The following is a 14,650-nucleotide window of genomic DNA, read 5'->3' as shown; positions in this document are numbered from 1 at the left end:
ACCGCACGTGCTGGACCTCGGCATTGAGAAGCTGGCGCTGATCGGCGTCGTGGCGCTGATCGTCATCGGGCCGGAAAAGCTGCCGCGCGTGGCCCGCACGGTCGGCACGCTGCTGGGCAAGGCGCAGCGCTACGTGAACGACGTCAAGGCCGAAGTCAATCGTTCGATGGAGCTCGACGAGCTCCGCAAGATGAAGACCACGGTGGAAGATGCGGCGCGCGATGTCGAGCACAGCATCCACACCGGCGCGAGCGAGTTCGAAAAACAGTTCTCCGGCTCCGGCGAAACGCTCTCGGCCCTGGCCGAGCCCGAGGCGACGGTGCCCGAGTACAAGCACCCCCGCAAGAACTGGCGCCTGAAGCAGGGCGCCACGCCGAATTGGTACAAGGCGCGCAACGGCGTGCGAACCAAGGCGTTGTCGGGTGCAGCGCGGGTTGCCCGCTTCCGCCCGCACAAGATCAACTAGCGCTTCAACACCCCCGCGTTTCTCGCTTGCCGCACGCCGGCCGAAGCCACGCTCTTTCCTTTCCCCATGGCCGATTCCGACGACAAGAACAAAGACAAAGAAGACGAGCTGGCGGGCACCGAGCAGCCGTTCGTGCAGCACCTGGTCGAGCTTCGCGACCGCCTGCTCTATTGCGTCTACGGGCTGGTGATCGCAGGCATCCTGCTGTCAATCTGGCCCGGCCCGGGCGGGCTGATCGACCTGATCGCGATGCCGATCCGTGCGCACATGCCGCCGGACGCCAAGCTCATCGCCATCGGCGTGTTCTCGCCGTTCTTCGTGCCTCTCAAGGTGCTGATGATGACGGCGGTGCTGCTGGCGCTGCCGTGGCTCATGTACCAGGCCTGGATGTTCGTGGCGCCCGGCCTCTACAGCCACGAGAAGCGCTTTGCGCTGCCGCTGATCTTCTTCGGCAGCCTGCTGGCCTATTCGGGCATCGCCTTCGTGCAGTTCTTCGTGCTGGACAAGATGTTCAGCTTCATCCAGAAGTTCACGCCCGCCGCGGTGGCGGCCACGCCCGACATCTCGTCGTACGTCGAGGCCATCCTGTCGCTCTACATTGCGTTCGGTGTCGCCTTCCAGGTGCCGATCGTGGTGATGCTGCTGGTGCGCTTCGAGATGGTGACCATCGAGAAGCTGAAGTCCTTCCGCGGCTACTTCATCGTGGTGGCCTTCGTGGTGGCCGCGGTGCTGACGCCGCCCGACGTGGTGTCGCAGCTGGCGCTCGCCGTGCCGATGTGCCTGCTGTACGAGGTGGGCATCATCGGCGCCCGCTACTTTGCCCAGGGCAAGAAGCCAGAAGAAGAAAACGCTGATTCCTCGGCGTCTTCCTGATCCAGGTTATTCCTGCTGGTTCGGCACCTGCCGGACCGGGCTCTTCGGCCTGAGCCCCGGCGTCACGTCCAGTTCCATCTTGTCGCTGCCGCGTTGCAGCGCAAATCGCGCGGTGCCGCCGGGCTTGAGGCCGGCCACGGCGGTCAGCAGGGCCTGCACGTTGTCGGTCTTCTTCTCGCCCACCGAGGTGATCACGTCACCTGGCCGGATGCCGGCCTTGGCTGCGGGGCCGTTCTGAAGCACGCCGGTGATGATCACGCCCGCATCCGCCTTCACGCCGAAGGTCTCGGCCAGTTCGGGCGACAGGTCGTTCGGCTCGACGCCGATCCAGCCGCGGCGCACCTGGCCTTCCTTCACGATGCCCTCGAGCACGATCTTGGCCATCGACACCGGAATCGCGAAGCCGATGCCCATGCTGCCGCCCGAGCGCGAGTAGATCGCGGTGTTGATGCCCTGCAGGTTGCCGTTGACGTCGATCAGCGCGCCGCCCGAATTCCCGGGGTTGATGGCCGCATCGGTCTGGATGAAGTTCTCGAAGTTGTTGATGCCCAGCTGGTTGCGGCCCAGCGCCGAGACGATGCCGCTGGTCACGGTCTGGCCCACGCCGAAGGGGTTGCCGATGGCCAGCACCTGGTCGCCCACCAGCAGTTCGTCGGAGTTGCCCAGAACGATCACCGGGAGCTTGTCGAGCTCGATCTTGAGCACGGCCAGGTCGGTGTCGGGATCGGTGCCGATCACCTTGCCGCGCGCGTGGCGGCTGTCGTTCAGGATGACTTCGATTTCATCGGCGCCTTCGACCACGTGGTTGTTGGTGAGGATGTAGCCGTCGGTGCTCACGATCACGCCGCTGCCCAGGCCCACCTGGGGCTGGTCGGCCTGGTCGCCGAAGAAGAAGCGGAACCAGGGGTCGTTGCTGCGCGGATGGCGCTGTGCCGCCTTGCTGGTGTTGATGCTCACCACTGCCGGCGAGGCTTTCTTGGCCGGGACGCTCAGGCTGCCCGGCGAGGAGACGGCTGGGCTGCCGGCCGGCGCTTCGACGATCGACACCACGCCGCCGAGCGAGGTCGAGCGCTTGTTGATCCACTCGGGCTTGAGCGTCGCAACGACGAAATAGGCCGCCAGCAGGACGGTCACGGCTTGGGCAAAGAGCAGCCAGGTGCGTTTCATGAAAACTCGGTGAAAGACGTTCGAAGACCCCATGGAACGGGGCGTTGAGCGTGATTGTCCCTCAATGGCTCCCGCGATAGACCGCGCAGCCGGGTCGAGATTGGAGCGCGCTCCCGTCGTGAATGCGGGATTACCCTTAGCATCGCGGCGCAGCCGCACCCGGCCTGCCTTTCCCGGCCTCCCGCGCTGCCCACCCGGCGGATGCGGCCAGGCATCTCCTCTGCGCGCCATGTCCCGCTTCCCATCCGGTCCACGGCCCGGCGCGCGCGGTCCCGATTTTCCTGCCAGCCATGACTTCAGAAGCAGCCCTCCCGGATGCCGCCCAGCCGGCGCCGGCACGCACGCTCGACGCGCGCGACTACAAGACCCTTGCCCTCTCGGCCCTCGGTGGAACGCTGGAGTTCTACGACTTCGTCATCTACGTCTTCTTCGCGACGGTGCTGGGCGGCCTGTTCTTCCCCGCCGACATGCCCGACTGGCTGCGGCAGCTGCAGACCTTCGGCATCTTCGCGGCCGGCTACCTGGCCCGGCCCGTGGGCGGCATCGTCATCGCGCATTTCGGCGACCTGCTGGGCCGCAAGCGCATGTTCACGCTGTCGATCTTCCTGATGGCCGCGCCCACGCTGGTGATCGGCCTCCTGCCCACCTACGCGAGCATCGGCGTGGCGGCGCCCCTCCTGCTGCTGGCGATGCGGGTGCTGCAGGGCGCGGCCATCGGCGGCGAAATGCCCGGTGCCTGGGTGTTCGTCGGCGAGCACGTGCCGGCCAAGCGCTACGGGTTCGGCATCGGCACGCTGACCTCGGGCATCACCGGCGGCATCCTGCTCGGGTCGCTGGTCGCGGTGGCCATCAACCGCCATTACTCACCCGAACAGGTGAGCGATTTCGCCTGGCGCATTCCCTTCATCCTGGGCGGCGTGTTCGGTCTCGTGTCGGTGTACCTGCGCCGCTTTTTGCACGAGACGCCGGTCTTCAAGGAGCTGGCCGGCCTGAAGACGGTCGCGCGCGAAATGCCGCTGCGCACCGTGCTGCGCGAGCACCGGCTGGCCTGCGTGTACGTCGCACTGCAGACCTGGGTGCTATCGGCCGCGATCGTGGTGGTGGTGCTGTACACGCCCACCTACCTGCAGAAGGTGCACCACATCCCGGCCGCGCTGGCGCTCGAGGCCAACGCACTCGCCACGCTGACCCTGACCATCGGCTGCGTGATCGTCGGCTGGGCCAGCGACCGCATCGGCACGCGCGCGGTGATGCTCGTCGGTTGGGGCGGCCTCTTCGCCACGGCCTACCTGTTCTATACGGGGCTGCCCGGCACGCCGGCGACGCTGTTTTGGCACTACGGGCTGGTGGGCCTCTTCGTGGGCACCATCGCCACCGTGCCGATCGCGGGCGTGCGCGCCTTTCCGGCGCCGGTGCGTTTCACGGGGCTTTCGTTCGCCTACAACATGTCGTACGCGGTCTTCGGCGGGCTCACGCCGGTGATCCTCACGCTCTGGCTGCAGCACGACACGATGGCGCCGGCGCACTACGTCGCGGCGCTCGCGGCACTGGGTTTCCTGCTCGCCCTGTTGCCACTGGCCGCGCGCGGCCATGCCATGCGCGATGGCGTCGGGGCCCCGGGCAGCGCGACAATGTCGCGATGAGCACCACACGCCACGAACTGCTCCACGCATTCGACCTGTTGCTGGCCCCCGGGCGCTTCAAGGACTACGGACCCAACGGCCTGCAGGTCGAGGGACGCACCGTGGTCCGCAAGATCGTCTCGGGCGTGACCGCCAGCCGCGCGCTGATCGAGGCCGCGATCCACGCCGAGGCCGATGCCATCTTCGTCCACCATGGGCTGTTCTGGCGCGGCCAGGACGGCTGCGTCACCGGCTGGATGAAGCAGCGGCTGGGCCTGCTGCTCGGCGACGACGTCAATCTCTTCGCGTACCACCTGCCGCTCGATGCGCATCCGGAACTGGGCAACAACGCCCAGCTCGGGCTGCAACTGGGGCTCGTGGCGCATGCGGGTTCGGGCGGGCGCTTCGGCGAGCAGGAGCTGGGCTTCCTCGGCGCGCGCGAGAACGGCGAGAACTTCGCCAGCGCCAAGGCGCTGGCCACCCGCGTCGAGAAGGTGCTCCAGCGCCCCGTGACCCTGCTCGATACCGCGAACCGTCCCATCAAAAACATCGCCTGGTGCACCGGCGGCGCCCAGGGCTACTTCGAGGCGGCCATCGCGGCCGGTGCCGACGCCTTCATCACCGGCGAGATCTCGGAGCCTCAGGCCCACTACGCACGCGAGATGGGTGTGGCCTTCCTGGCCTGCGGTCACCACGCGACCGAGCGCTACGGCGCGCAGGCCGTGGCCGCGCACGTGGCGGCGCAGCTCGGGCTGAAGCACGAGTTCATCGACATCGACAACCCGGCATGAGCGCAGCGCCGGGCCGCCCCAAGCAAGCTCGCGCCGCAGCGCGGAGCGCGGAGGTTTCCGAATGAGCGGAGCCATCGCCATCACTTTGGGCGATCCCGCGGGTATCGGCCCCGAGATCATTGCCAAGGCGTTCCGCGACGCCCCCGATGCGACCCGCGGCGCCTTCGTGGCCGGCGATTTGGCCACGCTGCGGCGCGCGTCGCAGTCGCTGGCCGGGCCGGGTCAACCGGGATGGCCCGTGGCGGAAATCGAATCCGTGGCCGAAGCCGCCACGGTCCCGCCCGGCTGCATCCCGGTGCTGCAGGTGATCGCACCGCCGGCAAACATCGTGCTCGGCCAGATCAGCGCCGAGGCCGGCCGCGCGGCGGGCGATTGCGTGGTCTGGGCCGCACGGGCGGCGCTGCGCGGTGAAATCACCGCCATCGTGACAGCGCCGCTGCACAAGGAGGCGCTGTCCGCGGCCGGTTTTCCGTACCCCGGCCACACCGAGTTGCTGCAGGCCGAGGCGGCCGCCCATCTGGGCCGCAGCGTCGCCGACGTGCCGGTGCGCATGATGCTGGCCAACGACGAGCTGCGCACCGTGCTCGTGAGCATCCACATGTCGCTGCGCGATGCCATCGAGGCGGTGCATTTCGAGGGCGTGCTGCTGACGCTGCGCATCACGCACCGCGCGCTGTCACATGCGCTGGGCCGCGCGCCGCGCATCGGCGTCGCGGGCCTCAATCCGCATGCGGGCGAGGGCGGCCTGTTCGGTTTGGAAGAGCGGGAAATCATCGCCCCGGCCATCGCCGCCGCGCGCGCCGAAGGCATCGATGCCAATGGCCCGCATGCGCCCGATACCGTCTTCATGCGCGCCCGCGCCAGGCATGGCGTACCCGACAGCGGCGAATTCGACGTGGTGATCGCGATGTACCACGACCAGGGACTGATCCCGGTCAAGTACCTCGGGGTGGAGAAGGGCGTGAATGTGACGCTGGGGCTGCCGCTGGTGCGCACCAGCCCCGATCACGGCACCGCGTTCGATATCGCGGGCATGGGGCTCGCCGATGCGTCGAGCCTCGTCGAGGCGCTTCGCATGGCAAGGACGCTGGGCAGTCCTTAGGGGCGCTTCAGGCTGTCGCGGATCTCGCGCAGCAGCGTGATGTCTTCAGGCGTGGCCGCCGGTGCGGCGGGCGCCGCTTCCTCGGTCTTTCGCAGCTTGTTGATCTGCTTGACCATGATGAAGATGATGAACGCCAGGATCACGAAGTTGACGGCCACGGTGATGAAGCTGCCGTATGCCAGCACCGGCACGCCGGCTTTCTTCAGGTCGGCCAGCGTGTTCGCCACGCCGGCGGGTGCCGTGCCCAGCACCACATAGAGATTCGAGAAATCGAGCTTGCCGAACACCAGGCCCACCAGCGGCATGATGATGTCGGCGACCAGCGAGTCGACGATCTTGCCGAACGCCGCGCCGATGATCACGCCGACCGCCAGGTCGATGACGTTGCCCTTGACGGCAAATTCCTTGAATTCACTGAGGATGCTCATGATTCAAAAGGCTGCTGGAGCTCTGCTGTTGAAGGAGTGCCGAGTATGCCCGCGATTGCTCACTTCTCCAGAGGGCGCAGCGCAACGCCGATGTGCTCCGGCGGCAACCCTTCACGACTGCGTGCGGCGATCTGCCTGAAGCCGTCTTCCAGGTGCCGCACGAAGCGTGGCGTGTCGAAGTAGCCGCGGCGCGCCGCCTTCGCTTCCGCGAGCCGGCCACGCAGAACTGCCAGTTCGTCCGAGTGCGTGGCGCAGTGCACGGCCTTCTCGACGTACTCGTCGTGGTTCGTGGCCACCAGTTCAGGCAGGCCGATGGCACCGAGCAGGCTGCCCGCCATGCGCGACACCATCGTCGTGCCCGTGAGCGCGAGCAGCGGCACGCCGGCCCACAGCACGTCGTTGGCGGTCGCACCGCTGCTGTAGGGGAAGGTGTCGATGAACAGGTCGCCCAGGCCGATGCGTGCCAGGTGCTGATCGATCGGCATGCGCGGAGAAACGATGAGGCGCTCCGCCGGCAGGCCCGCGGCCTCCCAGTGCGCGCGCAGGTTGAGCTCGAAGCCGTTCGGCCCTTGCGCAAGCCAGAGCACCGCGTTCGGAATGCGCTGCACGATGCGCACCCAGGCGGCGAAGGTCTCCGGCTGGATCTTGAAGGACTGCGAGAAGTTGCACAGCACGAACGCGTCCTCGGGCAGCCCGTGGTCGGCGCGCGTGGCCTTCGCGGGGCTGGTGGGGCGCTGCGAGTCGATCACCTGGAAGGTCTCGGGCAGGCGCAGCAGCTTCTCGGAATAGCACTCTTCCGTGCCCGGCGGCGAGAGGAAATTGTCGGACACCAGGTAGTCGTAATTCGGCGTACCGCTGGTGCCCATGTAGCCCAGCCACATGAGTTGCGCCGGTGCTGCGTGGTAGGCCATCACCTGCGGCTTGGCGCCGCGCGTGTCGCCCGAGAGGTCGATGAGGATGTCAACCTCGTCCTCGCGGATGCGCTCGGCCATCTGCCGGATCGACTGGCCCTGCATGTCCACGAAATGCTCCACCGATGCGGCGATGCGCGCGCGCGCCGGGTGGCCGTCGTCGGGTCCGTACGAATACGCGAACACCTCGAAGTCCTTGCGGTCGTGCCGTGCGAAGAGCTCGGCCGTGAGATGCGCCACCGGGTGATTGCGGAAGTCGAACGAGTAGTAGCCCACGCGGATGCGCGGCGAGGTGCGGCGCGCGCCGGCATCGGCAAATGGCCGGATGCCCGCGTTCCTGTCGGCCACCGCGGCCGAGCGTTGCGTCCATGCCATGAGGCGCCGTGCATCGTCGTAGTTCGACATCAGGATGAAGGACGACACCGTCTGTTCGTTGCCCGGCTTGTCCAGCAGCGACGCGATCTTCTCGCGCAATGCGGGCACGCCGCTCCAGTCGGCGATGTGGGCCTTTTCGCCCAGCATCCACACCATGGCGGGCATGAAATCCGGATCGTCGCGCAGGCACTGCTCGAACTCGGCGATGGCCGCCTCCGACTGACCCGCCATCACGTAGGTCACGCCCAGGTTGCATCGCGCGAGCACCTGCTTCGGATGTACTTCGAGCGCCTTCTTGAGCACCTCGATGGCGGTGTCGAAATGGCCAAGCCGGAAGTTCACCGTGCCCAGGTTGTTCAGCAGCAACTCATGCTCGGGCAGGCTCTGGAGCGCGAGCTTGTAGAGCTCCGCCGATTCCGCGAAGCGCATCGACACGCCCTCGAGCGCGCCGCACACGCCATAGAGCGCCGCCACGCCTTCGGGGTCGGACAGCGCCTTGTGGCGCTCCTCGGCCGGCCAGTTGCGCATGGCGTGCTGCATGGGCGCGATGGCGTCTTCGGTGCGGCCGGCGCTGAGCAACGCGCGCGAGAGCAGGTACGCGGCCTCGAAGTCGCGCGGGTCGGCCGCTGCCAGTTCGAGCGAGGCGAGGGCGCCTGCCCAATCCTTCTGGTGCGCCCGGATCTTGCCGATGTTCTTGTGGGCCGCGGTGTAGTTCGCATCGAGCTTCAGCGCCTGCTGGAAGTGCACAACGGCTTCGTCGAAGCGGTCTTGCTCCATGTCGATCGCGCCGGCGTTGTTCCATGCCGCGGGTGCCTGCGGTGAGAGGCGCGTGGCGTCGGCCGCGGCCTCGCGCGCCTGCCTGAATTTCTTCTGCTGGCGGTAGACGGCCGAAAGATTGACGTACGCCTCGGGGTAGTTCGCAAATGCCTTGATCGCGCGGCGCAGGTCCTGCTGCGCCTCGGCCAGCAGGCCCAGATGCATGAAGATCGTCGCGCGGGTGTTGAAGTAGAAGTGATGCGCCGACTGCGCGATCGCCCGGTTCACGTAGTTGAGCGCGAGCCGCGGGCGGCCTTGCCGGTACAGCGCCTCGCCCGTCAGGTGCAGCGCGTCGGCATGGTCGGGAAATCGGGCGAGCAGCTTTTCGTAGACCTTCAGCGCCTCTGCGAACAGGCCCTGGCGGTGCAGCACGAGGCCTTGCTCCAGCAGGCGAGGGGCGTTGTCCTCGATGTCGTCTTCGGAAAGGACGGGTGCTGGAGCGATGGAAGAAGTGGTCATGAGGCCGTGTGATGGACGGGTCGGAAGGGCTGCCGAAGACACTGGCTCCGACCTTTGCTTCAACGAAAAAGACCGGTCACCCAGTATAGGTGCCGGCCTTCGATTTCATCCTCCTGAGCACCCCTGACGCGCTGGCGCCGCGGGTGCCCCTGGGCGGACTACCAGGACCAAGAGGCGCCGATGCCGCCGCCGACCTTGCCGTTGTTGCCACTGCCGAAGTTCACCTTGATCTGGGCCGATTCGCTCAGGCGGAAGCTCGCGGCGGCGGCGACTGCCGATCGGCCGTCGTAGGAGCCCACGCCCACGCCGAGGCCGAAGCTCTTGCCCGCTTCGAGCGCCGGCACCGAGGCGGCAGCCAGCGCGATGGCCGCACCGGTGCTGCTGGTCTTGCGCATGTCCTGCACCTCGCTGCGAACCTGGTTCAACTGCGACATGTTGGCCGCGTCCGTCGGCAGGATGCCGGGTGCCACGTTCTGCACGCGTCCGTTGGCGACCATGCCGTTGCCCGCCGTGATCGTGCCGCCTGCCGTCACGTTGCCGGTGACGTTCACCGTGCCTGCGTTCAAGGTGGTGACGTTGCCGGTCACCGCGTTGATCGTCGTGATGTTGCCGGTCTGCGTGTTCAGCACCGTGATGTTGCCGTTGGCGGCCGTCAGCGTCTGGAAGTTGCCGGTGTTGGCATTCACGGTGGTGGCATTCACCGTGCTGGCATTCACCGTGGTCGCGGCGATCGTGTTGGCGGTCAGCGCATTGATGGTCGCGCTGGCTGCCGACAGGTTGGTGGTGCTGACGTTGGTGGCGCTGATCGTGTTGATCGTGGCGCGGCTTGCCGTCAGGTTGGTCGTGCTGACATTGGTGGCGCTCAACGTATTGATCGTTCCGCTGTTGGCCGTCAGGTTCGTGGTGCTGACGTTGGTGGCGCTCAACGTGTTGATCGTTCCGCTGTTGGCCGTCAGGCTCGTGGTGCTGACGTCGGTTGCGCTCAGCGTGTTGATCGTTCCGCTGTTGGCCGTCAGGTTCGTGGTGCTGACGTTGGTGGCGCTCAGCGTGTTGATCGTTCCGCTGTTGGCCGTCAGGTTCGTGGTGCTGACGTTGGTGGCGCTCAACGTGTTGATCGTTCCGCTGTTGGCCGTCAGGTTCGTGGTGCTGACGTCGGTGGCGCTCAGCGTGTTGATCGTGCCGCTGTTGGCCGTCAGGTTGGTGGTGCTGACATCGGTGGCGCTCAGCGTGTTGATCGTGCCGTTGTTGGCTGTCAGGTTGGTGGTGCTGACATCGGTGGCGCTCAGCGTGTTGATCGTTCCGCTGTTGGCCGTCAGGTTCGTGGTGCTGACGTCGGTAGCGCTCAGCGTGTTGATCGTTCCGCTGTTGGCTGTCAGGTTGGTGGTGCTGACATCGGTGGCGCTCAACGTGTTGACTGTGCCGTTGTTGGCCGTCAGGTTCGTGGTGCTGACGTTGGTGGCGCTCAGCGTGTTGACTGTGCCGTTGGACGCGGTGAGATTGGTCGTGCTGACATTGGTGGATGTGAGCGACGAGATGCTTCCATTGCCCGCCGTGATGTTCGCCGTGTTGATGTTGGTGGCATCGACGTTCGTGCCGAGGATGTTCGTGGCCGTCACGCCGGTGGCGAGGATGTTGGTCGACGTCAGCGACTGGATCGTGCCGTTGCCCGAGGACAGGTTGCCGGTGGTCACGTTGGTGGCGCTCAGCGTGCCGAGCGTGCCGTTGGCCGCGGAGATGCTGGCCGAGCTGATGCTGGTCGCGGTCACGGTGCCGGCGCTGACGCTCGTCGCGGTCAGGCTGGTGGCCGTCAGGTTGGGTGTGGAAATGCCGTCGGCGGAAGTCAGCACGCCGTTGTTGTTGCTCGTGATGTTCAGGATGCCGAGACCTGGGGGATCGACTACGACGTCGACGCCGCCGATGGCGACCTGGGCGTAGGCGACCGGCAGCGTCATCACGTACCCCGCGCCTACCAGCACGGAGGCCAGGACACGGCTGATCCCTGCGGAGCGAACGCTGCGGGAAGCGGGGTTGGAAGAGGAGCGCTTGGGTGTAGTCATGTGGACTGTTTTCCTTGGTGGATAGGAGGCGCTTCGCGAGCGCCGGCATGTCCTGCCAGCCACGAAGTAAGACCAGGTTTCATTGAGTTACCCGGCGCAACCAATGCTAGGAATTGCACGGGCGATGAACATCACCGGGATCGGTAGTTCTTGGCCTATGCATTTCGGCCGCCGGGTTGCAGACGGATGCAGCGAGGGCGCGAAAAAGCCAATGTGCATACGGCTTTGACCGCGCGCATGCCAATGGGAAGGCCCTGTCGAATGGCTCGTCTCGGCACGCTCCTGGTGGCGTGGTGCTACGTAACGCGCCCCGTCACAAGTACGTAACAAGGGTGCGAGAAAGGCCTTCCGGAGCCCGCATCAGTACGGCGCCACAGGGCTTGCTTTTGGCGAATTCCCCAATGAAATCAAAGTGCTGATCGCCCCGGCTCCGACGTGCTGCCCGGTGTTTTTTCGAGCGGGCATCGTTCCTGCGACATCTGAAACGAAAGTCAACATTTGGAAGCTACTCGTGTAGCAAGAAGGGCGTACGCGTGGCCATCAATCTTTCCTGTCACCCTTTGAGGAAGTCGCCGATGTCGTCGGCGTCGCAGAAGCCGTACGTGAGCACCTTCCATGGCGCGCTGATCGTCGAGGACGACCCCGCCGTGGCCGACCGGATGCGCCGCATACTGGGTAACCTCGCGCCGGGCCGCCGCGTCGTGGTTGCATCCACGCGCGCCGAGGCATGCAGCCTGCTGGCCTCTCTGCCCTACGACCTCGCGCTGATCGACATGAGCCTGCCGCACAGCGATGGGGTCTCGCTGATCGCCCACATCCGCCAGACCTATCAGCACATCGAGACCATCGCCATGTCGGCGGCCGACGACCACGAACTGGTGACCGCCGCGATCTCGGCGGGGGCCATCGGCTACCTGCTGACGGAGGCGGACGACGCCGAGCTTTCGTTCCTGCTGCGCTCGATCGAGCGCGGCGGTGCGCCGATGGACTCGCGCGTTGCACGGCGCATCCTGGGCCTGATCGCCGCGTCGGCCAAGACGCGGACGATCGAGCCCATCCGGACCGAGCAGCGCGCGGAACCCTTGACCTCGCCGCGGCCTGCGCCAACGCTGCTGTCGCCGCGCGAACTCAAGGTGCTGCGGCTGATCGCGCAGGGCTGGAGCAACCGGCAGATCGCCGAGGCGGTCTACCTGTCGGTCAACACGATCGAATTCCACGCCAAGAGCATCTATCGCAAGCTCGCGGTCAAGTCGCGGACCCAGGCGGTCCATGAGGCGACGCAGCACGGTCTTCTGAACTGAGGGCCGAGGCTGGCGGCGGCCCGTGCGGGCCTCGTCGCCCCATGGCGCGCGCTCCGCGGACGTGCCGCGCCGATCATCGGGCGCCGGCCACGCGCATGGCAGCCATTGAATATCCCTTCGGCGCCCCGCTACAATCGCCGGTTGACCCCTGCTCCAGCGAAGAAGACAAGAGGATCCCCATGAGTGACATGACCTCCGGCTCGCCCCGGATCGACACAAGCAAGCGGACGTGGTTGATCGCATCCAGCTGTGCCGGCGTAGCGGGCGGCGTGGCCACCGCAATTCCCTTTGTGAGCACTTTCCAGCCTTCCGAGAAGGCCAAGGCCGCCGGGGCCGCTGTCGAAGTCGACATCGCGGGCCTGAAGGTCGGTGAGAAAATCACCGTCGAATGGCGTGGCAAGCCGGTCTGGATCCTCAAGCGAACCCCGGAGCAGCTCGCCGAATTGCCCAAGCTGGACGGCCAGCTGGCCGACCCGGCTTCCAAGCGTCACCCCGACGAATTCACCCCCAAGTACGCGCAGAACGAGCACCGCTCGATCAAGCCCGACGTGCTGGTCGTGGTGGGCATCTGCACCCACCTGGGTTGCTCGCCGACCGACCGTTTCCAGGCCGGACCCCAGCCTTCGCTGCCGGCCGACTGGGAAGGCGGCTTCCTCTGCCCCTGCCACGGTTCCACGTTCGACCTGGCCGGCCGTGTCTTCAAGAACAAGCCCGCGCCCGACAACCTGCCTGTGCCCCCGCACATGTACCTGTCGGACACCAAGCTCCTGATCGGTGAAGACTCCAAGAAGGCCTGAGGCAGAAGAACAACATGGCTGAATTCCACGAAATTTCCCCCAATGCGCCCGCCGGCGCGAAGCTGCTCAACTGGGTCGACAACCGCTTCCCGCTGACCAAACTCTGGAACGACCAGTGGGGCAAGTACTACGCGCCGAAGAACTTCAACTTCTGGTACATCTTCGGCTCGCTGGCGATGCTGGTCCTGGTGATCCAGATCGTCACCGGCATCTTCCTGGTGATGCATTACAAGCCCGACGCGAACCAGGCGTTCGCATCGGTCGAGTACATCATGCGCGACGTGCCCTGGGGCTGGCTCATCCGCTACATCCACTCGACGGGGGCCTCCGCGTTCTTCATCGTGGTGTACCTGCACATGTTCCGCGGCCTCATGTACGGCAGCTACCGCAAGCCGCGCGAGCTGATCTGGGTGTTCGGCTGCGCGATCTTCCTGTGCCTCATGGCCGAAGCCTTCATGGGCTACCTGCTGCCCTGGGGGCAAATGAGCTACTGGGGCGCCCAGGTGATCGTGAACCTGTTCGCCGCCATTCCGTTCATCGGTCCTGACCTGGCCCTGCTGATCCGCGGCGACTACGTGGTGAGCGACGCCACGCTGAACCGCTTCTTCAGCTTCCACGTGATCGCCGTGCCGCTGGTGCTGCTCGGCCTCGTGGTGGCCCACCTGATCGCACTGCATGAAGTGGGTTCCAACAACCCCGACGGCATCGAGATCAAGGCCAACCGCGGCCCCGACGGCCACCCGCTCGACGGCATTCCGTCGCATCCGTACTACACGGTGCACGACATCTTCGGCGTGGTGGTGTTCCTCACGATCTTCTCGGCGGTGATCTTCTTCGCGCCCGAAGCCGGCGGGTACTTCCTGGAGTACAACAACTTCATCCCGGCCGATTCGCTGAAGACGCCCAACCACATCGCCCCGGTCTGGTACTTCACGCCGTTCTATTCGATGCTGCGCGCGACCACCGACGACATGGTCAACGTGTTCGCGCTGATCATCGGCCTGGCTGCGATCCTGAACTTCATCAAGGGCAAGTCGGGCACCGCACTGAAGATCGCGATCGTCGTCGTGGCGGCCGTGGCCATCTTCCTGCTCAAGGCCTTCGACGCCAAGTTCTGGGGCGTGGTCGTGATGGGCGGCTCGGTCATCATCCTGTTCTTCCTGCCGTGGCTGGACCACAGCGAAGTCAAGTCGATCCGCTACCGCCCGAGCTGGCACAAGTATGTGTACGGCGTGTTCGTCTTCCTGTTCCTGATCCTGGGCTACCTGGGCATCCAGCCGCCCGGCGTCTGGGGCAACCTGGTCATCGGCTCTTTCGCCCTCGACATCGCCCAGACCATCTCGCAGATCGGCACGCTCTTCTACTTCGGCTTCTTCCTGCTGATGCCGTGGTGGAGCCGCAAGGGTGAATTCAAGCCCGTGCCCGAGCGCGTGGTCTTCGCTGCGCATTGAGACGAGACACGAAGTGCAAGAGCTTGAGAGAAAC

The 14,650-nt window shown here is 66.0% G+C and carries 12 protein-coding genes; 8 read left to right on the top strand and 4 right to left on the bottom strand.

What is annotated here, in order from left to right:
* Positions 1-7: 7 nt before the first annotated feature.
* Together tatB and tatC are read left to right on the top strand one after the other, a co-directional pair.
* Positions 8-466 (top strand): Sec-independent protein translocase protein TatB, encoded by a 459-nt coding sequence (gene tatB, locus M2282_RS18455; RefSeq protein WP_280810230.1) that lies wholly within the window; start codon positions 8-10, stop codon positions 464-466.
* Between the two features lie 66 nt (positions 467-532).
* The gene (tatC, locus tag M2282_RS18450) at positions 533-1,339 is read left to right on the top strand and encodes a twin-arginine translocase subunit TatC (RefSeq protein WP_280810229.1); all 807 of its coding nucleotides are present in this window, start codon (positions 533-535) and stop codon (positions 1,337-1,339) included.
* 6 nt (positions 1,340-1,345) lie between these two features.
* On the opposite strand, the gene M2282_RS18445 is transcribed toward tatC, so the two are convergent.
* On the bottom strand, positions 1,346-2,506 hold the full coding sequence (locus M2282_RS18445) for a trypsin-like peptidase domain-containing protein (protein WP_280810228.1): 1,161 nt from the start codon (positions 2,504-2,506) through the stop codon (positions 1,346-1,348).
* A gap of 290 nt (positions 2,507-2,796) precedes the next feature.
* On the opposite strand from M2282_RS18445, the gene M2282_RS18440 reads away from it, so the two are divergent.
* The 3 genes from M2282_RS18440 (at position 2,797) to pdxA (ending at position 6,021) form a co-directional block, all read left to right on the top strand.
* Positions 2,797-4,149 (top strand): MFS transporter, encoded by a 1,353-nt coding sequence (locus M2282_RS18440; protein ID WP_280810227.1) that lies wholly within the window; start codon positions 2,797-2,799, stop codon positions 4,147-4,149.
* Positions 4,146-4,919 carry a Nif3-like dinuclear metal center hexameric protein gene (locus M2282_RS18435; RefSeq protein ID WP_280810226.1) on the top strand — a complete coding sequence of 258 codons (774 nt, stop codon included), beginning with the start codon at positions 4,146-4,148 and terminating at the stop codon, positions 4,917-4,919. Before M2282_RS18440 ends, M2282_RS18435 begins: the two co-directional genes overlap by 4 nt.
* Positions 4,920-4,980: 61 nt before the next feature.
* Positions 4,981-6,021: a 4-hydroxythreonine-4-phosphate dehydrogenase PdxA gene (gene pdxA / locus M2282_RS18430; protein ID WP_280810225.1), complete on the top strand. Its 1,041-nt coding sequence runs from the start codon at positions 4,981-4,983 to the stop codon at positions 6,019-6,021.
* On the opposite strand, the gene mscL is transcribed toward pdxA, so the two are convergent.
* The 3 genes from mscL to M2282_RS18415 all read right to left on the bottom strand — a co-directional run bounded on the left by mscL (position 6,018) and on the right by M2282_RS18415 (position 11,067).
* Positions 6,018-6,449, bottom strand: coding sequence for a large conductance mechanosensitive channel protein MscL (mscL, locus tag M2282_RS18425; protein WP_206177534.1), 432 nt, complete (start codon positions 6,447-6,449; stop codon positions 6,018-6,020). The two genes, pdxA and mscL, sit on opposite strands and share 4 nt — an antisense overlap.
* A 59-nt stretch (positions 6,450-6,508) precedes the next feature.
* On the bottom strand, positions 6,509-9,010 hold the full coding sequence (locus M2282_RS18420; RefSeq protein ID WP_280810224.1) for a tetratricopeptide repeat protein: 2,502 nt from the start codon (positions 9,008-9,010) through the stop codon (positions 6,509-6,511).
* Positions 9,011-9,168: 158 nt separating this feature from the next.
* Entirely contained in the window at positions 9,169-11,067 is a 1,899-nt protein-coding gene (locus M2282_RS18415) for a YadA-like family protein (protein WP_280810223.1), read from the bottom strand.
* A 575-nt stretch (positions 11,068-11,642) separates the two neighbouring features.
* Here M2282_RS18415 and M2282_RS18410 point away from each other — a divergent pair.
* From M2282_RS18410 to M2282_RS18400, 3 genes are all read left to right on the top strand, one after another.
* Positions 11,643-12,368, top strand: a complete 726-nt coding sequence (locus M2282_RS18410; RefSeq protein WP_280810222.1) for a response regulator transcription factor — start codon at positions 11,643-11,645, stop codon at positions 12,366-12,368.
* Positions 12,369-12,547: 179 nt separating this feature from the next.
* Positions 12,548-13,165 (top strand): ubiquinol-cytochrome c reductase iron-sulfur subunit, encoded by a 618-nt coding sequence (gene petA, locus M2282_RS18405; protein ID WP_280810221.1) that lies wholly within the window; start codon positions 12,548-12,550, stop codon positions 13,163-13,165.
* A gap of 14 nt (positions 13,166-13,179) precedes the next feature.
* Positions 13,180-14,616, top strand: a complete 1,437-nt coding sequence (locus M2282_RS18400; protein ID WP_280810220.1) for a cytochrome b — start codon at positions 13,180-13,182, stop codon at positions 14,614-14,616.
* Positions 14,617-14,650 lie beyond the last annotated feature (34 nt).

The organism is Variovorax boronicumulans (assembly GCF_029892485.1).
GTDB classification, from domain to species: domain Bacteria; phylum Pseudomonadota; class Gammaproteobacteria; order Burkholderiales; family Burkholderiaceae_C; genus Variovorax; species Variovorax boronicumulans_B.
This window is presented reverse-complemented; position numbering and strand designations above follow the sequence as displayed.